Origin of the sequence: Cohnella lupini (assembly GCF_003386205.1) — a bacterium.
GTDB classification, from domain to species: domain Bacteria; phylum Bacillota; class Bacilli; order Paenibacillales; family Paenibacillaceae; genus Cohnella; species Cohnella lupini.
In genome coordinates this window covers 391,205-413,305 of the sequence record NZ_QRDY01000002.1, presented here as the reverse complement: position 1 = coordinate 413,305, position 22,101 = coordinate 391,205, and the positions used below count along the sequence as shown (strand labels likewise).

Annotated in this window: 19 protein-coding genes and 1 riboswitch; of the genes, 5 read left to right on the top strand and 14 right to left on the bottom strand. The window is 51.5% G+C overall.

The genetic code is table 11. From position 1 onward, the window contains the following. The first annotated feature begins 79 nt into the window (after nt 1-79). The 3 genes from DFP95_RS06010 (at nt 80) to DFP95_RS06000 (ending at nt 3,036) form a co-directional block, all read left to right on the top strand. Nucleotides 80-1,096 carry a YpdA family putative bacillithiol disulfide reductase gene (locus DFP95_RS06010; RefSeq protein WP_115991666.1) on the top strand — a complete coding sequence of 339 codons (1,017 nt, stop codon included), beginning with the start codon at nt 80-82 and terminating at the stop codon, nt 1,094-1,096. Between the two features lie 168 nt (nt 1,097-1,264). Beyond that, complete coding sequence (locus DFP95_RS06005) at nt 1,265-2,539, top strand: WD40/YVTN/BNR-like repeat-containing protein (protein ID WP_115991665.1); 1,275 nt, start codon at nt 1,265-1,267, stop codon at nt 2,537-2,539. Between the two features lie 179 nt (nt 2,540-2,718). Next, complete coding sequence (locus tag DFP95_RS06000) at nt 2,719-3,036, top strand: antibiotic biosynthesis monooxygenase family protein (protein ID WP_115991664.1); 318 nt, start codon at nt 2,719-2,721, stop codon at nt 3,034-3,036. 115 nt (nt 3,037-3,151) lie between these two features. On the opposite strand, the gene queF is transcribed toward DFP95_RS06000, so the two are convergent. Together queF and melA are read right to left on the bottom strand one after the other, a co-directional pair. Beyond that, nucleotides 3,152-3,643, bottom strand: coding sequence for a preQ(1) synthase (gene queF, locus DFP95_RS05995; protein ID WP_115991663.1), 492 nt, complete (start codon nt 3,641-3,643; stop codon nt 3,152-3,154). A 145-nt stretch (nt 3,644-3,788) separates the two neighbouring features. After that, nucleotides 3,789-3,832, bottom strand: a riboswitch (PreQ1 riboswitch). A 63-nt stretch (nt 3,833-3,895) separates the two neighbouring features. Continuing rightward, a complete protein-coding gene (melA, locus tag DFP95_RS05990) occupies nt 3,896-5,203 on the bottom strand; it encodes an alpha-glucosidase/alpha-galactosidase (RefSeq protein ID WP_115991662.1) in 1,308 nt (435 codons plus the stop codon). A 152-nt stretch (nt 5,204-5,355) separates the two neighbouring features. Here melA and DFP95_RS05985 point away from each other — a divergent pair, with 152 nt between their 5' ends. Beyond that, nucleotides 5,356-6,261: an AraC family transcriptional regulator gene (locus DFP95_RS05985; RefSeq protein WP_115991661.1), complete on the top strand. Its 906-nt coding sequence runs from the start codon at nt 5,356-5,358 to the stop codon at nt 6,259-6,261. Here DFP95_RS05985 and DFP95_RS05980 read toward each other — a convergent pair. From DFP95_RS05980 to clpP, 7 genes are all read right to left on the bottom strand, one after another. Continuing rightward, a complete protein-coding gene (locus DFP95_RS05980) occupies nt 6,249-6,512 on the bottom strand; it encodes a hypothetical protein (RefSeq protein WP_115991660.1) in 264 nt (87 codons plus the stop codon). The two genes, DFP95_RS05985 and DFP95_RS05980, sit on opposite strands and share 13 nt — an antisense overlap. A gap of 1,005 nt (nt 6,513-7,517) precedes the next feature. Then, nucleotides 7,518-8,435 carry a DMT family transporter gene (locus DFP95_RS05975; RefSeq protein WP_115991659.1) on the bottom strand — a complete coding sequence of 306 codons (918 nt, stop codon included), beginning with the start codon at nt 8,433-8,435 and terminating at the stop codon, nt 7,518-7,520. Between the two features lie 180 nt (nt 8,436-8,615). Next, nucleotides 8,616-9,719 carry a Gfo/Idh/MocA family protein gene (locus tag DFP95_RS05970; RefSeq protein ID WP_115991658.1) on the bottom strand — a complete coding sequence of 368 codons (1,104 nt, stop codon included), beginning with the start codon at nt 9,717-9,719 and terminating at the stop codon, nt 8,616-8,618. Nucleotides 9,720-9,741: 22 nt separating this feature from the next. Beyond that, nucleotides 9,742-10,461: a ThuA domain-containing protein gene (locus DFP95_RS05965; RefSeq protein WP_115991657.1), complete on the bottom strand. Its 720-nt coding sequence runs from the start codon at nt 10,459-10,461 to the stop codon at nt 9,742-9,744. Between the two features lie 19 nt (nt 10,462-10,480). Beyond that, complete coding sequence (locus tag DFP95_RS05960; protein WP_245987386.1) at nt 10,481-11,503, bottom strand: LacI family DNA-binding transcriptional regulator; 1,023 nt, start codon at nt 11,501-11,503, stop codon at nt 10,481-10,483. 185 nt (nt 11,504-11,688) lie between these two features. Beyond that, complete coding sequence (locus DFP95_RS05955; RefSeq protein ID WP_281273397.1) at nt 11,689-12,468, bottom strand: sugar phosphate isomerase/epimerase family protein; 780 nt, start codon at nt 12,466-12,468, stop codon at nt 11,689-11,691. 44 nt (nt 12,469-12,512) lie between these two features. Next, nucleotides 12,513-13,106, bottom strand: coding sequence for an ATP-dependent Clp endopeptidase proteolytic subunit ClpP (gene clpP / locus DFP95_RS05950; RefSeq protein ID WP_115991654.1), 594 nt, complete (start codon nt 13,104-13,106; stop codon nt 12,513-12,515). A 172-nt stretch (nt 13,107-13,278) separates the two neighbouring features. On the opposite strand from clpP, the gene DFP95_RS05945 reads away from it, so the two are divergent. After that, on the top strand, nt 13,279-14,028 hold the full coding sequence (locus DFP95_RS05945) for an RNA polymerase sigma factor (RefSeq protein WP_115991653.1): 750 nt from the start codon (nt 13,279-13,281) through the stop codon (nt 14,026-14,028). A 36-nt stretch (nt 14,029-14,064) separates the two neighbouring features. On the opposite strand, the gene DFP95_RS05940 is transcribed toward DFP95_RS05945, so the two are convergent. From DFP95_RS05940 to DFP95_RS05920, 5 genes are all read right to left on the bottom strand, one after another. Further along, nucleotides 14,065-15,660 carry a glycoside hydrolase family 3 protein gene (locus DFP95_RS05940; RefSeq protein WP_115991652.1) on the bottom strand — a complete coding sequence of 532 codons (1,596 nt, stop codon included), beginning with the start codon at nt 15,658-15,660 and terminating at the stop codon, nt 14,065-14,067. Between the two features lie 112 nt (nt 15,661-15,772). Continuing rightward, a complete protein-coding gene (locus tag DFP95_RS05935; protein WP_115991651.1) occupies nt 15,773-17,314 on the bottom strand; it encodes an ABC transporter substrate-binding protein in 1,542 nt (513 codons plus the stop codon). Nucleotides 17,315-17,428: 114 nt separating this feature from the next. Continuing rightward, entirely contained in the window at nt 17,429-18,247 is an 819-nt protein-coding gene (locus tag DFP95_RS05930; RefSeq protein WP_115991865.1) for a carbohydrate ABC transporter permease, read from the bottom strand. Between the two features lie 118 nt (nt 18,248-18,365). Further along, nucleotides 18,366-19,355, bottom strand: coding sequence for an ABC transporter permease (locus tag DFP95_RS05925; protein ID WP_115991650.1), 990 nt, complete (start codon nt 19,353-19,355; stop codon nt 18,366-18,368). A 196-nt stretch (nt 19,356-19,551) separates the two neighbouring features. Then, nucleotides 19,552-21,900, bottom strand: a complete 2,349-nt coding sequence (locus DFP95_RS05920) for a helix-turn-helix domain-containing protein (RefSeq protein ID WP_115991649.1) — start codon at nt 21,898-21,900, stop codon at nt 19,552-19,554. Nucleotides 21,901-22,101 lie beyond the last annotated feature (201 nt).

Genomic DNA, 22,101 nt, shown 5'->3' with positions numbered 1-22,101 from the left:
GCGTCATTCGTTTATTGCGTATTTTATTATTGCCAATTTGTTTTCAAAAAAAAAGCTAACCGATCCTAGGAGAACGATTATGAACGAACATATACAGGTTATTAATGAAGAAGCGATCATCATCGGAGCCGGCCCTTGCGGATTGTCCGCGGCTCTTGAGCTTCAAGCGATCGGAATCGAACCGTTGCTGATCGAGAAAAACGCGGTCGTCCACTCCATCTACCTCTATCCGACGTACATGCAGTTTTTCAGCACCACCGAATTACTGGAGATCGGGGACATCCCGTTCACCTCGCCGAACGAGAAGCCGACGCGCAGGGAAGCCCTTCAATATTATAGGGACGTCACTTTGCGACGCGGTTTGCGGGTTCAATCTTACGCGAGCGCCAACTCCATCGTCCCGCAAGGGGACGGAACGTTCCGGGTGAACGCGGTCGACCGTTTCGGCGTCGTTCAAACCTATGCATCGCGGTTCGTAATCGTGGCTACGGGATACTTCGACCATCCGAATCTACTCGGCATTCCAGGCGAGGAACTATCGAAGGTCAGCCATTTTTTCCGCGAAGCCCATCCCTATACCGGTACGAAGGTAACGATCATAGGAGGCAACAATTCGGCGGTGGATGCCGCGATGGAGCTCCTTCGCGTCGGAGCGGAAGTCACCGTCGTATATCGCGGTCAAGACTATTCCTCTAGCATCAAGCCATGGGTTAAACCGCTTTTCGAGAGCATGGTGGCCAAAGGAAAAATTCGCATGCTGTTCTCTTCGCGAGTCGTTCGCATCGATGAACGTAGCGTAACGATACAATCTGCCGACGCACCGCAAAGCCCGTCTTATTCCCTAGACAACGACTTCGTGCTCGCGCTGACCGGTTTCAGGCCGGAACGTACGCTGCTAACGGATGCGGGGGCTAAGGTCGATGCGGAATCCACGATTCCCGATTTCGACCCGGAGACGATGGAGACGAACGTACCCGGCCTATTCATCGCGGGCGTCATCGCCGCAGGCAGGCAGGCGAACGAAATCTTCATTGAAAGCGGACGCCATCACGGCAAGCTAATCGCGCAACATATTCAACGGCTATTGTCCGTTTGATCGACTCCGCCAACCTGAGGTCTGTTGCCAATAATGAAGCTCCTTCGGACAAATTGGGTAATATAGATAGGCGATGCTTTTCCCGAATCCTTCAGTCGCGAGTTACTCGCACTGAACCGACAACGTCAGGGAATCGTCTAATCCGTATACGAGAAGGAGTGGATCTTCATGACACCAACGAGAAAAACCGCATTTCTCCTGATTACCGCGTTAATCATGGCGCTGATTGTCGGCTGCTCGAATACCGGGAATTCGGCTACTTCAACCGTTAACGCTGGCGCGCATTCTTCCGATCTGCCTGCCATGACTACGGGTGAACCTGAAAGCCCCGACAGCGAAGAAGCTTCGGAAAGCGCGGCGAGCGCGAATACGGATACTGGGGATGATACGTCCTCGATCTCAGTTGGCTCTTCCGACTATCCGGTTTCCATGGGCAAGGTAACAGCCCTTAGATTAGCCGACTTCAAGACGGGCTGGGCTGGCGGCGAGGGATGGATTTCTAGAACGAATGACGGAGGAAAAACCTGGAAGCTCCAACTCCAACATAAGTATATCGTTAAGCAATTATTTGCTCTTAACGATCGGGAGGTATGGGCTACGCTTGGAGCCGCTGATGCCACGACGACATTCAAGCTCGTCCATACGATGGACGGCGGCAAAAGCTGGGCGGAGATAGGAGAAGTACCTAACCCCGGATTCCTTCACTTCGGCACTTCGAAGGAGGGCTTCGTCGGAAATGCGCGTACGGAAGACGGCGGCAAGACCTGGTCAACGCTTCCGGTACCGACCGGACTGGTCGGCGAAGCTTACTTCCACGACCTCGGCAACGGTTGGGCCGTTACCCAGAACGTGGATAAGCAAGAACTCTATATTAATCACACGGCGGACGCCGGCAAAACCTGGGATACCGTCTTGACCAGAAAATCGGCGGTCCCCGTTACCGGCACCGTTATCCGGTCGGCGGGCAAGAACGACGCATGGGTACAATTGATAGGCGATTCAGGCATGTCGCAAACCTCCTACTCGTTGTTCCATACCGTAGATGGAGGCAAATCGTGGATCCCCGTATTGGCGAACCATCAAGCGGGCTCCGGACCGGCGCCGGGATACGAAAACTCGAACGAGACCGGGGTACCGCGCAATAACGGGTCAGGACCAGGCACACTATACGTCGTAGATTCGCAAACGGCGTTCATGGGCGGAAGATGCAGCGCTTGCGACCTCCCTAATACAATGGGAAAAACGGTCGACTACGGCAAGACGTGGACCAATCTTCCGGCGGAATTCCCCGGCTACGGAGAGCAACTGATCGCCGCGGCCGATGCGGATCACGTGTGGTGGATAAACACCGACAATGTCGAGCCGTCGGTCATGTACGTCTCTTCCGATGGCGGCAAGAACTGGACTAAGGTGCACGCCTTCGATAAACCGAAGGCTCAGTAACGAAAGCAGATTCCGAAACAATAGAACGGGAAAAGCCGTTCCGGTGGTCGCGACATAAATGCGATTATCGGAACGGCTTTATTATTTTTTAGGCATTATTTAATTGACGGGGGAGAGAAGCTTCTTATACATTTATAGCTATCGGGAAGGCTCGAGGAGCTGAGAGGAGCTTGATGTGAATGGCGAATGAAGCGACAAGCGGTTCGTATTATGCTGTTATCTTCACCAGTCTGCGGACGGAGGGCGATAACGGTTATGGTCGCATGGCCGATAGAATGGCGGAGCTCGCCTCCAAACAGCCCGGCTTCATTAGCGTGGAAAGCGTGAGGGATTCTTCAGGTACTGGCATCACCGTTTCGTATTGGGAAAGCCTTGAGGCGATCCGCGACTGGAAAAAGAACGAGGCTCATCAGGTTGCCCAGGAGAAAGGCAAACAAGACTGGTACGAAAGCTATAAAGTGCGAATTTGCAAGGTGGAGCGCGAATATTCCTTGTAATCGCGAATAGCTTAGCTGTGCTGTGGCGTCCTATCGGTAATCCATCGAAACGCAAAAGGCTGCCCACGGGCAGCCTTTTCGACGCTATGAATAGGTTCCCGCTGGCAGCAGCCGACTATCGATTATCTACTTTCTCCGGGTAAAGGTCATGATTCATTAGGCGATGATCGGCCATCTGCTCGAACTTCGTCCCCGGCTGTCCCCAATTGCAATAGGGATCGATGGAGATACCGCCGCGAGGGGTGAATTTCCCCCATACTTCGATATATCGGGGATTCATTAGAGCGATGAGATCGTTCATGATGATATTCATGCAATCCTCGTGGAAGTCTCCATGGTTGCGAAAGCTGAAAAGATACAGCTTCAGTGATTTGCTTTCCACCATCCGCGCATCCGGAATGTAGGAAATATACAGCGTCGCGAAGTCCGGCTGTCCCGTCATGGGACAGAGGCTGGTGAATTCGGGACAATTGAATTTTACGAAATAGTCCCTGCCCGGATGAAGGTTATCGAACGTCTCCAGCACTCCCGGGTCATACTCGAACACGTACTTCGTGCCTTGGTTTCCTAGCAAAGTAACGTCTTCCATGTTTTCTTTCGAACGCATATGAATCTTCCTCCTCGTATGAAGAAGAAAGAGATTAGCGTGAACAAGCCCAATGTCGCTAAAGAACATGAAAAAAACGGCGCCTGCCTTACGACCCAAGCCGCGGCAATGCGCCGCAGCCAGGATCGGTAAGAAAAAGCGTTCGTTTTCCTTAGTTTTTTATAGAGGGAGTTCGCGAACCTCTCCCGCTTCGCGCTGCCGTATAGGCAGACATCGCGGAATTTCTTCTTTAGTTAAGCAATCGTAATCGTACTATACCACAGAAAATTTCGGCAGCCAATCGCCATGCGCTTCGATCAGATCGTCGCACATTGCGATAATGTCGTCCATCGACAGCTCGGCCGCCGTATGCGGATCGAGCATCGCGGCGTGATAGATGTGCTCCCGTTTACCCGTAATTGCAGCTTCGATCGTCAGCAATTGCGTGTTGATATTCGTACGATTAAGAGCAGCCAGCTGCGGAGGAAGGTTACCGACATAAGTCGGATTAACTCCGGACCGGTCGACCAAGCAAGGAACTTCGACGCATGCCTCGCGGGGCAGGTTAGCGATTAATCCGCCCGTGTTCATGACGTTTCCGCCGATTTTGAACGGAACGTCCGTTTCAATCGCTTCGAAGATGTACGAAGCATATTCATGCGATCGCTTGTGCTCGAAATTAGAGTCGTTAAGGAGCTCTTCGCGCATCTTATTCCAATTGGCGATCTGGTCGATGCAACGGCGCGGATACTCGTCGAGCGGAATGTTGAAGCGTTCGATCAGCTCCGGATAATTCCGCTTGATGAAGTATGGATGGTACTCGGCGTTATGCTCGGAGGATTCGGTGATGTAGTAGCCGAATTTCAGCATCATCTCGAAGCGTACCATATCGTTATGCTTCTCGTTCTGCTTAGCCGCCGCGCGTTTCTTGACTTCCGGATACAGATCTTCTCCGTCCTTCGTGATCTCGAGCAGCCATGCCATGTGGTTAATGCCGGCTATCTTCGCTTTCACGCCTTCCGTGCTCATGTCCAGATGTCGGAACAAATCCGGCATGCACCCTTGCACGCTGTGGCATAAGCCTACCGTATTTACGCCGCCGTAAGTGTTCATGACATTGGTCAGAACGGCCATCGGGTTCGTGTAGTTCAGGAATAACGCGTCCGGACACACCTCGCGAATATCGGCCGCGAAGTCGAGCATGACCGGTATCGTGCGCAGATTTCGGAAAATACCGCCAATGCCTACGGTATCCGCGATCGTTTGTCTCAGGTTGTATTTTTTCGGAATTTCGAAGTCCGTTATCGTACAAGGATCGTAACCTCCGACTTGAATGGCGTTAACTACGAATTTCGCGCCGCGAAGCGCTTCCTTGCGATCCGAGAAAGACTTGATGACGCATGTGCTTCCGGATGTCTTTTTGATGTTATTCAACAGGTTCTCGGAATCTTTCAACCGAACGGGATCGATATCGAAAATCGCGATTTCATAACCTTGCAAAGCCGGCGTCAGCATGACGTCTCCTAATACGTTTTTGGCGAATATCGTGCTTCCCGCACCAAGAAAAGTGATTTTAGACAAAGTAACGACCTCCGAAGAATAAAGTGAACTCCTTTACTCAATGTAATGCAAGCGCAAACATATGAGTATGGAATGTTCGAGCATTTATATGGACATTTGTCGTTTGTTTGTTAAAGTGGAAATAGACGATGGAAAGGTAGGCGAGAGACGATATGGATACTCAGCACATGCGTTACACGGTAGGCGTAAATCCATCTCCTGCCGAAGGCGAGCTCTCCGTGTTATTCAGCGGAGAAGCCCAAACCCAACCGCTTCATCAGATGGGACCCGCTATACATGACTATTATCTCATCCATACCGTGTTATCGGGATTCGGAAGGTTCATCATTCGCGGTAAAACTTACGAATGCGCGAAAGGCGACACTTTCGTTATTTTTCCGGGGGAGCTATTTTCCTACCAAGCAGACGAGCGGCAGCCTTGGCATTATATTTGGACGGCTTTTGTAGGGAATTCGGCGGCTGATTTATTGACCTCTTTAGGCATCACTCCCGAGCAACCGATCATTTCCGGCTGCATTCATCCGAAAATCGCCGACTACTACCGCCAGCTGCACGATTGTTTTCAATCGGATTACGTGCTTGAGCTCTCCAACCTCGAGGCTTGCGGTTGGATTCGGCTATTGCTTCATCAATTCGGAGCCTTAAAGCGCCAGCTCGAAGTATCCGAACCCGATCGCGATAACGCGGCGGAGCACATTATCAAGCAAGCCGTTCAGATTCTTTCTCTGCAATACACCCAAGCCATCTCCATTGAACAAATGTCGAACATGCTTGGCTACCACAGAACGCACTTGTGCAAGCTTTTTAAACAATCGACGGGTTTGTCCCCTATGCAATATTTATTGAAGATTCGTATGGATCGGGCGGAGTACTTGCTCTCTACCTCGATGACTATTGACCAGGTCTCCTCGTCCGTAGGCTTTGCCGATGCCCTCTACTTCTCGAAGAAATTCCGGAAGTGGAAAGGACAATCCCCTTCGGAATACAGACAAGCGCTTCGGACGGGGCCGAAGCGCTCTGGGGGCGAGGTGGATGAAATGGCTGCTTACGGATTATAAATCTGATCGAATATTGCGTTGTCCGCGAAATGCTTCTTCTGCGCGGCCGCCCACCCGCCGAAATCGCGGATCGTAACGAGCTCGAGCTTCGGAAATTGCTTCTCGAACTCTTTAAGAACGGCAGGATCGTTCGGACGGTAGAAGTGCTTGCCCACGAGCCGCTGTCCTTCTTTCGTATACAAATAACGAAGGTATTGGTTAGCCACGTCCGCGGTTCCGTTCTTAATGGCGTTTTTACTTACGACAGCCACGGACGGCTCCGCTAAAATGCTTATAATACACACTATTCCTAGTTGTAAAATAAGTACTTAAATGCAGGATCTGTCCACGGTATCACAAATGCACCGCTTTTCTCGGTATCCCCTTCGTTCAGAACGATTCTTCGTGGTCCATACTTTCCAATAGCGATGTGTTTCAATGTACTTATGAAGCAACCTCGAGTTGCAAGATGGATAATGATGGTTTTCATTACTATTGTTCTAACTTTGCTATACTTCTTGCAAAAATTCGATCCATAGTGATGTTCTTCATCCTAATTTGACTCCAAAATGGCTCATTCGCTTGAATAGTGATGATTATCATTCTACTTATCTTGATTCAATACCGTGGGTATCCCACTAAATAGCAGATTTTAACCAAACTAGTATTTGCTCCGCTATGCTCTCTTATTTCCCTGTCCGGAGCTAATTTGAGGTAATACACCGCCAGGCGCGCTTTTTCTCCAGGCGAAGTACTGAACAGTTGAGAGCAAAGGGCGGAGTTAGCTCGATTTCGTTACTAATTCGGTCCGAAGTGGCTGCGGCGGGTGTAGTTAGCTCGATTTCGTTACTAATTCGATCCATTGTGGCTGCGGTGGACGTAGTTAGCTCGATTTCGTTACTAATTCGGTCCCCTGTGGCTGCGGTGGACGGAGTTAGCTCGACTTGGTTAGGCTGTAGTTGAGATTAACCGAATTGCAGGAGGTTTCTGCATTCGTTGAAGGGCCGTGGTTAGCTTTAATCAAACTCCAGCCTGTGGCGTTCGTTCGGGGGATTTAGTTATTTTAGCTAAGCAGCACGGGGGTTGTGATCGTTCGGAGTATTTAAACAGGCTGGTTAGGACTACGAAATCCTTTCCTGATCGAAGGGGATAGCGACGAAAGAGCCAGGAGAAAGCGATCCGGAAAAAGGGAATAGAGAAGCGGCCACCGATACTCACCTCCCCTCCCCGACACTTCCTTTCCAACGCGAATCCTGACTACAAATCCGATACCTTGACTACAACGCCGGTGCCGGGGAAGGAATCGGTTCCTTTTTCTCCGTGCTGATCCAGACCAATCCCGCTCCCATGCAGACGGTACCGACGATTTGCCATAGCGTAATGCTTTCGTCGAAGAAAACGAGACCCGCGACGACGGCGGCGGCAGGCACGACGTAGCGGAAGAAGTTGGCCCGCGCCGCGCCGATCTTGAACATGCTCGTATTCCAGACCACGAACGCGAACACCGTGCACACGAGTACGTTATAGACGATAGCGGTATAGTGGCTAGCCGCTAATCCGCTCCAATCGACTTTGCCCCAGCTCCCGGTCGTAAGGGGAGCCATGAACAACGCCCCGAAGAAAATAAACCATGTACTGACGCGCAGGGACGAATACCGTTTCATCAACGGCATGCAAGAGAGGTTGAATAACGCGCCGACGATGCTGATGCCGAATGCCAACAGATTGCCGGTCATATGGTCGGAAGAGAGGTTAAAGCCTTCCGCACCGCCAAGTATAATAAACGTAACGCCTACGATCGCTCCGGCTCCGCCGACGGCCAATCTTCTCGTAAACTTCTCTTTGACGAAAAGAGGAGCAAACAATGCGGCGAATATCGGCCAAGGCGCGACGTTAAGCAACGATGCATTGGCGAGCGTCGTGTATTTGATCGAATACATGACCGCGATCTCTAATCCCGTTACGCCGACCAGACCGATTAAAGCGAGTTGAAGCATGACCTTCCACGGAAGGCCGATGCTGCCTTCTTTTATTTTCAGAATAAGGAAGAAGAACGGTACCGCGAGGCCGAATCTCAGAAAAGAGAATAAAATCGGATCGAACGTCTCCATGGCGGAACGCGAAACGCCGAAATTCGCCCCCCATATCGCCGCTACTAGAATGAGACCGAAGTAATAAATCCATTTATTGTTCATGATGCGCCATCTCTACCCCATTCCTAGTCCATGCAACTCCACAATAGTGTGCGGGATTTCTCTCTGTTAATCAACAACAAATATGCAATTCGGCTCCCCTGTCGCCAAATCGGAGGACTCCGAACACAATATAACCCCTCCATAACGAAGGGGTTATAACTATTAGGGGATAAGTGCGAATCAATCGTCCAAGCTGAAATCCGCCAAGCCGAGAGGCATAGGAGCCGGCTGCTCGCACGTACTCTTCATGACGTAATGCGAGCCTTGCTCGGAAGCATCATGGAAACCGTGCATCGCCTCCAACACGTGATAAGCCATCTCTCCGTTGGCACGGTGCTTGCGTCCGGTTTGGATCGCCCTCGCCATATCGGCTGCGCCGACTCCGCGCGCATTCTCGGCTTTGCCGTGCGTCAACGGAATTTCCGACCATTCCTTCGCTCCCGCGCGCCAGACGCGAACCGGCCCTCCGAATCCGTTAGGATCCGGTACGATAAGCGTTCCTTCGCTTCCGTACACCTCGATGCGGGGAAGAAGCGAGTTGCCTCTGACGTCGAAACTCGTAAGGATCGTGCCGATCGGTCCGGACGCGAAGTCCATAATACCCGCGATATGGGTAGGCGTCTCCACCGTCACCTTCTGGCCGAACTTCGGTTGACTCGTAATCGTCCGCTCCGGAAAGGAAATGCGGGCCGAGCCCGTTACCCGCGAGATCGGTCCGAGCAAAGCAATCAAAGCCGTTAAGTAATAAGGTCCCATATCGAACATAGGGCCGCCGCCCTTGTGGTAGTAGAACTCGGGAGCCGGATGCCATGATTCGTGCCCACCACATACCATGAAGGCGGTCGCTCCGATCGGCGTGCCGATCCAGCCGTCTTCCACGAGCTTGACGGACGTTTGAATTCCGCCTCCGAGGAAGGTGTCCGGGGCGCTTCCGACGAGCAAGCCTTTGCGCTTAGCCAACTCGAGAACCTGCAAGCCTTCCTCGCGAGTCACCGTGAAAGGTTTCTCCACGAAAACGTGCTTGCCGGCTTCAAGCGCCTGCAGCATGACAGGCGCATGCGCCTGAGGAATCGTAAGGTTGATAACCATCTGAATTTCCGGATCGGCAAGCAGTTCCTCGACCGAGTAACCGCGAATGCCATGCTCGGCCGCTTTTGCTTTCGCGCGCTCGACGTCTATATCCGCGCACGCGACGACTTCCATCGACTCGAACCTTTTGCCGTTCTGAAAATAAATGCCGCTGATATTACCTGTTCCGATGATGCCGACTTTGATTTTCTCCATGAAATGATCCTCTTCTCGCCAGTTAGAGTTGGTTGTCCGCCATGCCCGTGTACGTTCCTGCATCGGTCTCTGTTGGAGCCTGCGCCTTGCCTTCCGCGCACCAATTGAATCCTCTGCGCATCAGTTCCTTGACGACGGGAATTTCCATGATATTCGCTTGATGACCAAGGGAATTGTAATATACGCGACCATGTCCCCAACGCTTCGTCCAAACGACGGGCATATCGACCGTTTTGTTCGGGGAATGCGGTCCGGGAGCTAACGGAAATCTAGTCGTCGCCAACACTTCGTTGGCCGGATCGACATGCAGGTAGTACTGCTCCGACGATACGGTGAAATCCTCGATTCCTTCGACTAGGGGGCTGGAATTGTATTTGATGTTGACGGTGTATTCCGTGCCGTCGTTGCCCGGATGAGCGACCCATTGCCCGCCGGTCATGAATTGCCAATCCGTGTTCGCGCGGAACGCGTCGCACATCCCGCCATGGCAGCCCGCCAATCCAACGCCGCTCTGAACCGCCGCGGACACGTTGTTGACCCAATCTTGCTCGATGCGGTCCATCGTCCATACCGGAACGATCAGATCGAGACCCTTCAGCTTCTCTCCGTCCGCGAAAGCTTCCAGCGTATCGGATACTTCGACTTCGAAGCCTTCTTCTACCAGCTGGCCGCGAAAAATTTCAGCGACCTCCTTAGGCTGGTGTCCGTCCCATCCGCCCCATACGATTAGCGCTTTTCTCATCTTGTTTTCCCCATTCGGCTTAGATTCCGCTAGATTTTCTGACTTTAAGCTCCGTTTGCAAAATCTCGTTGATAACCGGCTCCGCGTTGTCTTTGTCCGCCAGCAAGGTCAGCAGCCGTTCCGCGGCTAGCTTGCCCATCTCGTAGAAAGGCACTTTAACCGTCGTAAGCGGCGGTTCGGTGAGACTGGCCGAATCCGAATCGTCGTACGCGACGACCTTGAGATCCTCCGGCAGCCGGCAGCCCTTCTCTCTCAAACCTTGCATAAGCCCGATGGCCATGCGATCGTTACCCACGAAGATGGCATCCAGTTTCCCAAGATCCCGATAGACGGCTTCGGCAACGTTAATGCCGCTCGTCCTGCTGTAATTCCCTTCGTAAACGATCGAATCGTCCACTCGGATACCCGCTTCCTCCAACGCTTGGCGGTAACCGGTCATCCGGTCCCAGCTATTGGAGTATTGCGGAGAGCCGTTCAGAAATCCGATATTCCGGCAGCCCTTGCCGATCAAATGCTTAACCGCGTCGTAACTGCCCTGCACATGATCCGCGGCGACGATGCTCACGAGCGGATTATCGAATCTCTGGTCCATCACGCAGAACGGCAATTTCTCCGCCGCTAACCGATCGATTCCTTCGGACTCCGATTCCGCCGCGTTCGCTCCGAGCACGATGCAGGCATCGACCCGTTGCGTGCGGTATAAGGATGCATAGTCGTAAACGCTGGACGGATCGCGGAACAGCAGAAGCAATCCGTAACCCCTCGATCGAACGGCTTCCCCGATTCCGCTTAACAGCTCCGAGAAATAATAAGTCGAGAAGAGATGAACCTTCGGCACGTGGGGCAGCACGACTCCCAGATTTCCGCTCCTTCCTCGAGCGAAGCTGGATGCGACGGCGTTCAGTTCGTAGTTCAACCGTTTGGCCGCTTCCAAGACGCGAACGCGGGTCGATTCCTTCATCGGGCCTATTCCGTTAAGCACTCTGGACACCGTCGCTTCCGAAACGCCGGCAAGCTTAGCCACTTCCTTGCGGTTAGTCAAAAGTCTGTTCATCCTGTCTGTCTCAATTAATGTACACGTGTACATTATGGCATGGAGACTAATCGGAGTCAAGACATAATCGTGCGGTAATCGCAGCGAAAAAGCCCGGCCCCGCAACCTTTTCAAGGGCGGGATCGGGCTCTCCGGACAGGCTGCGACTTGTGCTAAGGCTCAAATTACGACGACTACAGCTTTACGCCTATGTCTACGGCAACGCCTCTGATATAAGCCGCGGCAGCTGCATACTCTTCTTCGCTCGACAAATGCTCTATCATAAGAGGGGTATCGGGATCAAGCTTATCAAGTTCGCGCAAAAACATCTCGTAGTCGAGAGCTCCCGTTCCCGGCAGCACTTCGTCAAGATGCACGGTCAGCTTGCCGGACAACCGGATGTCCTTCGCATGACAGTTCTTAATATACGGACCTAACTTGGCGAAAAATTCCCGGATCATTTCGCCGTTCCGATAATACACCCTCGGACTGCTAATCATGTTCACGGGATCCAAGTGAACCGCGAAAGCCTTGCGGTCGATCGCCTTGATCAACGCCAGATAGGAATCCGCCGAATCGGGGAAAACCCAAGGCATCGTTTCCAACGCGAAGAAAGTTTCGCGAGGCTTCACCGTATCTATGATATCTCGTACGGTATCCACGATTAAGTCGAATGTCCCGTCCGAGAAATTATCCGGATGCTGGCCATCCCACTGTTCTCCGAGCGAGCCCGCGATATTGACGCAGCATCTGGCGCCGATTTCGTCCGCTAGCCGCAACTGTCTTATACAATGCTCCAAAGCCGCTTGCCGCACGACGGAATCCGGACTGATCGGATTGCTCCATGCGCCGACCTCGGAAATCACGATGTCATTCGATATGGCGCTCTCCCGATACGCTTGAACGAGCACCTCGTCCGCGTCGCTCCCGATCGGGCTGACCGCGGCCCGGAAGCCCGCTTTCTTAACGGCAATCGCCCAGCTCGCGGGATCTTGTAACGATAAGGAGGCCGGAAACTCTATGCTTGATCCGAAGAGGCGATCACTTGATCGATGATTCCGTATTCCAGCGCTTCATGGGCGGACATGAAATAGTCGCGATCCATGTCTTTCTCTACCTTCTCGAGCGGCTGCCCGGTGCGCGACGCGGTCAGCTTGTTCAGTCTCTCGCGAGTATCCAATATCCGCTTGGCGCTAATCGCGATATCGCTGGCCTGCCCTTGCGCGCCTCCATGCGGTTGGTGGATCATGATCTCGCTGTTCGGCAACGCGAACCTTTTGCCCGGAGCGCCTGACAGCAGCAGAATCGCCGCGAACGAAGCCGCCATGCCCGTGCATATCGTATGAACCTGGGGCTTAATGAATTGCATCGTGTCGTAGATGGCGAAGCCCGCCGTCGTCGACCCTCCGGGAGAGTTAATATAGAGGCTGATTTCCTTGTCCGGGTCTTCCGCCGACAGGAACAATAATTGGGCGATGATGCTGTTCGCGACTTGATCGTCGATCGCGCTTCCCAAGAAAACGATTCGATCCTTCAGCAGACGGGAATAAATATCGTAAGACCTCTCGCCTCGATTCGTCTGTTCGACCACGTACGGTACGTAATTGCTCATGGGCATTTCCTCCGCTTCCTGAGTTGTCGTTCGCTTTCCCCCTGTAAACGAACGAACGGCGCTCGGGGATACGGATAATATTTTTACTTAGCATCTATAAAATGAGTATCTTCCTAAGGGCTTCGTTCGTTTACAATAGAGGAAAAGACCGAGTGAAGGAGGAGGATGTTCCATGTACAAGGTTGAAGACGTCGACCATGACCCGGTCAGCATCCGGGATGACGACCGCGGCTTGGAGCGATTGCACGCGATGCTCAGACGTTATTGCCTGTCGCTGACCGAATCCGCATGGGAAGCGGAAGATCTGGCGCAGGAAACCTGGCTCAAAACCATACACGCGATGCCCGGCTTCGATCATCGCAATCTCGAGGCTTATTTGCTGCGGATCGCCAGAAATACTTGGATTGACCAAACAAGGAGAAGCGCGACGCTTAACCGTATCCTGAAGAAGGAACGACCGGTATCCTCGGCTGCGGACATCGGAAGCGTAGAGATCGAGGTTATCTTCCAAGCGCTGCTCAACCATATGTCCCAGCTTCAGCTCACGATTTTCTTGCTGCGGGACGTGTTCGACTATTCGATAGCCGAGACGGCGGACCTATTGAAGACGACCGAGGGAGCCGTCAAGGCGGCGCTTCATCGCGCTCGCCGCATGCTTCCGGCCGTCAAGAACGAGATCGAGTCGGATATCCTCTCTCTGCCCGCGAACAACGAAGACATGAAGACTCTGCTAAGGGTCGTTGCTCTAGCATACGATTCCGGGAATATCTCCACGCTTGTCGATTTGATCAACCGGAGCGAGATGGAGCCCGTCATGGCAATCGGAATGCTGCATAGCGGATATCTCCAAGCTTCCACCGCTTCTCCTGGCGGGTTTCATACCTATACGGGCTACAATACGAACATGTCTTTGGCCGCATAACGGCATAAACTACCGACTTACCACTCTTCGCGTTACTTACAGGGCTACCGGAGATTTCCCCGTCATGGGGATTTCTCCGAATAGAGCATCCACCGCCGCTTTCAACGTAGCCGGAACATGAGAGTAAGCGTTCAGGTACACGTCCGCCATCTCGAAATAATCCGTGAACATATACGGCGATCCGAAAGAGACGACGACGGATTTATCCGCCGCGACCGTCAAGGAGCTCCAGATCGCGCTGGCTTCCTCGGCGCTGTATTGCATCGGTCCCATAGGGCGATGCGGCCTCATGTAAGGAGCATAAACGATTAGATCAAACTCCGCTTCGATCTTTTCCAGTTCTTCGTACCAGATATTCCGCCTGAATTCCGCTTCTATGCCACGCTCCGCGAACACACCCGTCAATCCCTTAAGCTCACCGATATCCTCTTCGTTCGGACTGATACCGATAATAAGCGCTTTTCCGATCTCCTCCCGCCTCAAAGGAAGCAATCCATTCCGATCCCTCAGCAGCGTAATGCTCGCCTCCGCGACCCTGCGCGCGGTCTCCCGCACCCAAATCGTTTCCTGCTCCGCAATCGGTTCTGCGACCTTACGCGCTTCGTCGAACAGCCCAAGCTTACGCTTCATCTCCAGAATTCTGCTTACGGCATCGTCAAGCCTCTCCATCGATACCTCTCCGGTTTCCACCGCCCGCTCCATAAGCTCGAAGTACTCCAAGCCCGGCCACAGCATCATGTCGGTTCCGGCTTTGAAACATTCGATCTCCGCCCGTCCGCGCGCGAACCACTTCAAATAACCGCCCATAATAAGCGCGTCGGACACGACGACGCCCCGGAAGCCCATGTCCCGCTTAAGCAACTGCTGCGTTAGCTCATCCGACAACGTAGCCGGAAGCGGCATTCCCTTGATCGACTTCTTCTGGTACGCGGGAAGCGAAATATGCCCGGTCATAATCGAATACAGTCCCTTGTCGATCAGGCGTTGAAAAACATAACCGTGATTGCTCAGCCATTCCTCCATCGGAAGAGGATTTCGGGTCGTCACCATATGCTGATCGCGGTAATCGTTGCCGTCTCCCGGAAAATGCTTGGCCCCGGCGGCAAGGCCTCCGTCTTGCATTCCCTGGATGACCTGTTCCAGAATGGCGGCGGTTAATTCCGGCTCGTCGGATACCGCGCGAATGTTCGTTATCGGATTGAAACGGTTCTGGTTCAAGTCGGCAACGGGTGAGAACGTCCAATTTACGCCGATCGATCGTGCTTCCAATGCCGTCGCTTTGCCGTAATCGTAGGCAAGCTGGCCGGAACCCGCCGCCCCAAGCGCCATGGCCATCGGCAGCTTCGTTAAACCCGAAACCATGCTGCCGCATCCGTTCTCGAAATCGGAAGCGAACAGCAGCGGCACGCGAGATGCCGCCGAATAAGCGGCAGTCGCCTGCTTCACCTGCTCCTTGTCCCCGCCCGTCATCACCTCGTCGATAATCTCTGCGCCGACGAAGAACCCCCCAACCGGATATTTCTCTAGAAAGCCTTCCAACGAACCCCCAAGCTTCGTTTCCTTAACCGGATTGCTAAGCAGGACGACCGTCTGGCCGATTTTCTCCCGCAAGCTTAATTGTTTAATGTCCACCCTGGTTGCCTCCTCGTCTTCTTACAATCCGCTCTTCGTTTCATTCCGTTATGTTCTATTTCGTCGCATAAGAAAAGAGAGAGCCGGAGGAGGCCCTCTCTATCCTTCGGACTTATTTCTTGCCGTGCGCTTTCAACCATTCGTCCAGTTGTTTTTGCATTTCTTCGGTTTGCTTATCGACGCCCGCTTTTTTCACGGCATCTTTATATTTAGGGAATACTTTTTCCGGATCTACGGCACCGCTATTTAATGCTTTGCCATATTGTTCGCCTACCGCGAATACGTTGGCGCCTTCCGTTTTGTAAGGCTCGTTGTTGAAGTTAAAGCCGTTGACTTCAGGGAGCTTAGCGGTTTCGTTCAACGTTTTCGTCACTTCCCACGTATCCGCCGCTTGACCTTCCTTCAAGTAGCCGATGAGAACGTTACCGAATACCCAACCGAGATCTTCCTTGTATCCGCCGTCTTGGTTGATTTTAACCGTTTTGTCATCGATTTTCGTATAGTGCTTGCCTTCGATTCCAAATGCGAGAAGATTGAATAGAGTCGGATCCGTAGCCGTCAATTCTAAGAACTTAATAGCGGCTTGCGGGTTTTTCGAAGTTTTGCTGATTGCCGTCATCGTAGGACGAACACCCGTGAACTCAGGCTCGGAGATGCGTTTGTACACGATCTCGTTACCGCCGAAACGCTTCTGATCATCCACTTCGCCGCCCGGTTTCATCGTCGTGTTCCACTCTACGGCTACTTTACCGGATAGAAGCAGGTTGTTGAATTGATCGTCTTTGATCGTCGGAGCATCTTTGTAGATATAACCGGCTTGGTACCATTTGCGCATCAAGTCAAGGAACGTTCTGTATTCCGGCTTGTCGATCGTATCGATGATTTTGTATTCCGGATCGCCTAGCTTGTAGCCTGTCGGAGCATAACCGTAATGTCTGCCGAAGTCGAACATGTTAGCCGTCTTCGCGATCGGAATGATGTCGGGCTCGCCTTCTTTAATGGCTTTCAGCACAGGCTCGATATCGGCTTGGGTCTTGATCGCATCCAGATCGATATTATATTTGTCTACGAATCTCTTCTGAATAGCGAAGCCTTCGGCTTTCGCGGCGATTTGCATATTCGGCACGGCGTAGATTTTGCCGTCTACCTTCGTGTCGTCCCATGCGACTTGAGGAATGGCCGATTGCAAAGCCGGAGTAGAAGCAATCAGCTCGTCAAGCGGCAACAATGCGCCTTTGACGACTTTGTTGTCGTAATCCCCGCCGCCCCAGTTGGACGTCCACAGCAGGTCGAATGCTTCGTTCGCTGCAAGCATCGTGTTGATTTTATCTTTGTAACCGGATTCAATAACCGGTTTAAGTTTGATCGTTGCGTTGATTTTCGGTTTAATGTACTCGTTGATGGCATCTTCCACCGCTTGTTGGTCGGTCGGCATGTTGAATACGATGTAATAATAAGTCAATTCGGCCGGCGGCTCTTCCGGCGTAGGCGATGGAGATTCCGAAGCGACTTCGGATGCCGGTGCCGAGGACTGGGCTGCGGAGGATGAGGCTGCAGGCTCGTTATTGTTTTTCCCGCTGCACCCGGCGAGCACGAGCGTGATCATAAAGCATAAAGCCAAGACGCTTACCATTGAACGTTTCAAGACTTTCATTGTTTGACCTCCTTGGTCGACTCTTGTTTTTATATTTCAAACTATTGCCGGGTAAGAACAAATTCGAGATGACCCCGCCGTGTTCCTACCTGGTCGAATAGAAGAAAACGATCTTTAACCTTTAAGCGAGCCCACCGTTAACCCTTTGACGAAATACTTCTGGAAGAAGGGGAAGATGAATACCATCGGTCCACCCGCCAGAATCGCCATCGCCATACGCGCTGACAACGTAGGAAGCTCGCTAGTATCGACTCCGAACTGATTCACGAAATCGCTGTTGCTGGTCAGGAACTCCAAGCTTTGAAGCATTCGGACGAGAAGGAGCTGGATTGGGATCAGCTTCTCGTTATCGATATATAAGAGCGAAGGGAACCATGAGTTCCAGAATCCGAAAGAGATGAACAAGCCTAATGTCGCGAGCGCCGGAGTGGAGAGAGGCAGAATGATCTTGAAGAAGATCTTAAGCTCCCTGGCCCCGTCCATCTTCGCCGACTCGATGATCTCGAACGGCATTTTCGATAGGAAACCCTTCATGATCATGATGTAGAACGGCGAGATCAACGCCGGCAAGATAAGCGCCCACAACGTATTCTGCAGGAACAGATATTGCGTGATCAGAATGTAGGAGGGAACCAACCCTCCGTTAAACAACATCGTGAAGAAAATGAGGAAGGTCGCCGGAGTCCGATACCTGAAATCTCGCCTAGAGATGACGTAACCTAACATCGCGGTGACGAACAAGCTGAGCAAAGTACCGGCAACCGTCGTCAGGATCGTAACGCCGTACGCTCTCAACAGCAGGATCGGCGCTTTGAAAATATACTCGTAAGCTTTCATCGAAAATTCACCCGGAATAAATTGATAGCCGTTCTCCATGATGGAGGTCTCGTCCGTGAACGATATCGAGACGACTAATATAAAGGGAACGATCATGCACAAGGTCACTATGATAAATAAGAGATGGATCAACAACTTGGAGAAGGAAATCGGGTTTAACCTTCTCGCTTTGGGCGTCGTTTTTGCGTTAATCGAGTTCAAGTCTGTCTCCCCTTTAGAAAAGCGAGTTTTCTTCGCTGATTTTGCGAACGACGAAATTGGCGGTGATGACCAGGACCAATCCGACTATCGATTGATATAAGCCGATCGCCGTCGACATTCCGATATCCCCGTAAACGCGCAACGCTCTAAATACGTAGGTGTCGATAATATCCGTCGTCGGGAAGGTCATGCCGTTATTGTTCGGAATGAAATAGTGAAGTCCGAAATCTCCTACGAAAATGTGTCCGATGGCTAGGATCAGAAGCACGACGATCAACGTGGAGAGCATGGGCAGCGTTATTCTCGTCGCCATCTGCCAACGGGAAGCGCCGTCGATCTTAGCGGCTTCGTAGTACTCTTGGTTGATTCCCATGATTCCCGCGAAGTAGACGAGAGTCGAGAATCCGATGTTCTTCCATAGATAAGCGGAGATGAGAATGTAAGGCCAAGGCTTCGTCTCCAGATACCACATGTGAGTCTCCATATGGAAGAACTCCAGTATCTTGTTTAAGTACCCGTTCGAGCTGTCCAGCAAAGCCAAGGCTAGATAACTGACGACAACCCAGGAGAGGCAGTACGGGATGAACATCGCGGTTTGGTGAATTCGAAGCCACTTTTTCCCCATCTCGTTCATGAGAATGGCGAAGGTGAGCGCGATGACCGTCGTCAAGATCATATACACGAGACCGTAACCGACCGTGTTGCGAGTAATGAGCCATGCGTTATCCGACACGAAGAAAAATTTGAAATTGTCGAATCCGATCCACTCGCTACCCCAGAATCCCTTGTCGTAACGGAAATCCTTGAAGGCGAGCACGGTACCGAACATGGGCAGGTAGGAAAATATAAGGAGGAGAAGGGCGCCCGGCGTCAGCAACAACAACAATTCCGAGTTCTTCTTGAGATAGAACCATTCGGTCCTTCGTTTCTTCTTCGCGGCACCGGGAAGCGTAAGCCGCTGCTCCACTGCGTCTATCGATTCGGTATTGCTTAGTTTGGCCATGCTTTTACCTCCGATGTTTGGCGTTGCGACTTGCTGCTACCCCATCATGGCAAAAGCGAAACGAAAGGACTACTGTGCGATTAAATGTTTCATCGATTTTCGACTATGATTTTTGCGACTCTCTCCATGAAATGAAAATAACGCTCCGAGAAAGCCCTTAAAGCAGGCTTTTCGAAGCGTTATTCCGCTATTCCGACTAGCTAATGTTTCGCTTCAATCGGTATTCCTTCGGCGTTACTCCGTACTTTTTCTTGAAAAGCTTGAAGAAGGTGCTTTCGTTCAAGTATCCGACCAGCTCCATGATCTCCTTGATGCTGAAATTTTTGGTTTCCAGATATTCAAGCGCGTGGGATAGCCTGACTTCGTTAATATATTCGCCGACGGAAACGAATTCGCTTTGCTTAAACATCCGCCCAACGTATGCGGGAGTCATCCGCAGCATCGTGGCGATCGCTTGCAGGCTTAAATTCATATCGTCGTAATTCGTCGCTACAATCTCTTTGATCGCGTCCATGAGGACGGCATTCTTATCTTGTTCCGAATCCTTGAGCTTCTCGTGGATTTCTCGGCATACTTGGACGATTAATTGTTCGATTTCTTCCATCGTTTCCTTCTCGAGCACTTGCCTGCTTAAAGCGTTAAGATCGACGGGTACGGAGGCAATTCTGTTCTTGTTGATGTCGCGAATCGTCGATTTGATAATATCGACCAAATGCAAGATGCCGTGCAGGATGTGATCGTAATGGTAAGCCGTCACTTGCGCCAATATTAAGCCTGCCGAGCTTTCCATCGCTTCGAGATCGTTCGTCTTGATCGCTTCGATCAGCTTCTTCTCCTGATCCGCGGGGAAGCTGTATTCGAATCTCTCGTTGTTCGTCTTCACCCGATCCGGCGTAATGATCTCTTTTTTACCTAAAATGAGTTTGTACATCGAATTATGCAAGACTAAATTATATTGTTCCGTTATCGAATCATGACTGGGTATGAACTTGCTGATCGTCATGGTCAACGATAGCTTGTAGTAGCTGAGCACGACTTCCTGAAGCTTCTTAAGATGGGACACGGCATCTTGGTAATGGGCTTCCGTTCCCGCTTCGACGCTCAGGATCATGACCAAGTGATCGCTTCTCATATCGGCGGTTTCGGACCGAAACGGGCTCGGAGACATAATCTCGCTCGCGATATTGGAGATCGCGAAGGAATATAGCCTTCTTTCGTTCTCGCTCGTTCTCGCGATGAAATCGGCATAGTTATCGATCTTGATGACCACGAGCAGGAATACGCCGTCCGTTGCGATAGCCAGCCCGTTCTGCTCCACGCAATTGCGGAATCCGTCTTGCGAATAGGAGGAGCTCCCCGTAATGATACTTCTCAGGTGGTAATTATGGATGATGTTTTTCTGCTTATCCTGCTCGTTCGTGACCAGGCTCAGCTTCTGCGCCATATCGCTGTAGACGTTCGTAACGTAGGAAAGTTCGTCCTTGCCCCGCTTCATCCCGTCCGATTCCTCTCCCGCATGGGTTCGGATTCCCGCCAGCATTTGTTCGACGGGCTTATACAGCTTATGGGCCATAATGATGGAGACGGCTACGGATAAGATCAAGAAGCAAACAATGACGTAAACGGAAGTCATCCTCATCTCGTAAATTCCGCCAAGAACGGCATCATACGGTTGAATGCTAATGACATTCCATCCTCCGACTCCCATCTCCATATACGAGACCATGTATTTGCCGGAATTGCCGAAGGATCGGGAGAAGAAGCCGAACTTGTCTTTGTTTTTCGATTGGTGATTGCTTAAGGCTTCCGTAAGACCGTTCAGTTCCGGAATGTTCTGCTCGCTGCCCGATAACACGAGATTGCCCGACTGATCGATGATGAAGACGTCCGACTCGCCCGGAATCGCGAAATCGTTCACCGCGTTCAAATTGTCGAATATCCATTCCGGTTTGACGTTGAGAACGAGAGCGCTTTCATGATCGTTTTTGTCGCTGAAGCTCTCGTAAATGACCAACGAGAAAAAATCGACGGAATTTTCGCGTTTGCTGAAGTTCATCGGGAGCAACTGCATCTGAGGAATCTTCGTTTCGTTCTGAAGCATGACGGCCATCGCTTCCGCTTTATCATGGTCCTTCATGTTATCGGCAAGATCGCCCAAGGCGTAGATTTTGTCCATATGTCCGTTGTAGATCATGATGGAATGCAGGAAATTCGAGGCTTCCTGAGCTTTGCTCATTAACCGCATTCCGTTAATAATATCCATATCCTCTTGCTGCTGGCTCGACATCAAGGTGAAAAAAATCTGGTTGTCGTTGTATATGGTAAGAGCTTGATTCTTAACGATCTCCTGCATGTAAGTAATATTGTGATTGATCTGATTCATGACCTTGCGGTTGGCTTCCTTCTGCATCTGCACGACCCGGGTTTCCGAACTATAATGGAGGACGGTGGAAGATAAGAATAAGACGATAACCATCAGGAACGTAATTGAAAGTAGGATCCGAAGCAAGTATTTCCTGGATTTGTACGACTGTAGCATTCTCATCGGATGACACCCTCTTTGTATAGACTTCTGTTAAGTTTAGAATGGCACACAACCGACGTTTGATCTACTATGAATTTTGCGAATAACTTCCTTATACCCCGATGAACGGCGTCCAACCGCAAAAAGCCCTTGCCGCCCGGAATTGGCGGCAAAAGCTTGATCGGTTCAGGGGTGCTGCGACGTTTTCCGGATTTTGGAATT

Coding starts and splice junctions, on each gene's coding strand:
- DFP95_RS05965 (WP_115991657.1), bottom strand. CDS start 10,461: ATGAGAAAAGCGCTAATCGTATGGGGCGGATGGGACGGACACCAGCCT.
- DFP95_RS05935 (WP_115991651.1), bottom strand. CDS start 17,314: ATGAAAGTCTTGAAACGTTCAATGGTAAGCGTCTTGGCTTTATGCTTT.
- DFP95_RS06005 (WP_115991665.1), top strand. CDS start 1,265: ATGACACCAACGAGAAAAACCGCATTTCTCCTGATTACCGCGTTAATC.
- DFP95_RS05925 (WP_115991650.1), bottom strand. CDS start 19,355: ATGGCCAAACTAAGCAATACCGAATCGATAGACGCAGTGGAGCAGCGG.
- DFP95_RS05930 (WP_115991865.1), bottom strand. CDS start 18,247: ATGATCGTTCCCTTTATATTAGTCGTCTCGATATCGTTCACGGACGAG.
- DFP95_RS05945 (WP_115991653.1), top strand. CDS start 13,279: ATGTACAAGGTTGAAGACGTCGACCATGACCCGGTCAGCATCCGGGAT.
- DFP95_RS06010 (WP_115991666.1), top strand. CDS start 80: ATGAACGAACATATACAGGTTATTAATGAAGAAGCGATCATCATCGGA.
- DFP95_RS05985 (WP_115991661.1), top strand. CDS start 5,356: ATGGATACTCAGCACATGCGTTACACGGTAGGCGTAAATCCATCTCCT.
- DFP95_RS06000 (WP_115991664.1), top strand. CDS start 2,719: ATGGCGAATGAAGCGACAAGCGGTTCGTATTATGCTGTTATCTTCACC.
- clpP (WP_115991654.1), bottom strand. CDS start 13,106: ATGAGCAATTACGTACCGTACGTGGTCGAACAGACGAATCGAGGCGAG.
- DFP95_RS05970 (WP_115991658.1), bottom strand. CDS start 9,719: ATGGAGAAAATCAAAGTCGGCATCATCGGAACAGGTAATATCAGCGGC.
- queF (WP_115991663.1), bottom strand. CDS start 3,643: ATGCGTTCGAAAGAAAACATGGAAGACGTTACTTTGCTAGGAAACCAA.
- DFP95_RS05975 (WP_115991659.1), bottom strand. CDS start 8,435: ATGAACAATAAATGGATTTATTACTTCGGTCTCATTCTAGTAGCGGCG.
- DFP95_RS05920 (WP_115991649.1), bottom strand. CDS start 21,900: ATGAGAATGCTACAGTCGTACAAATCCAGGAAATACTTGCTTCGGATC.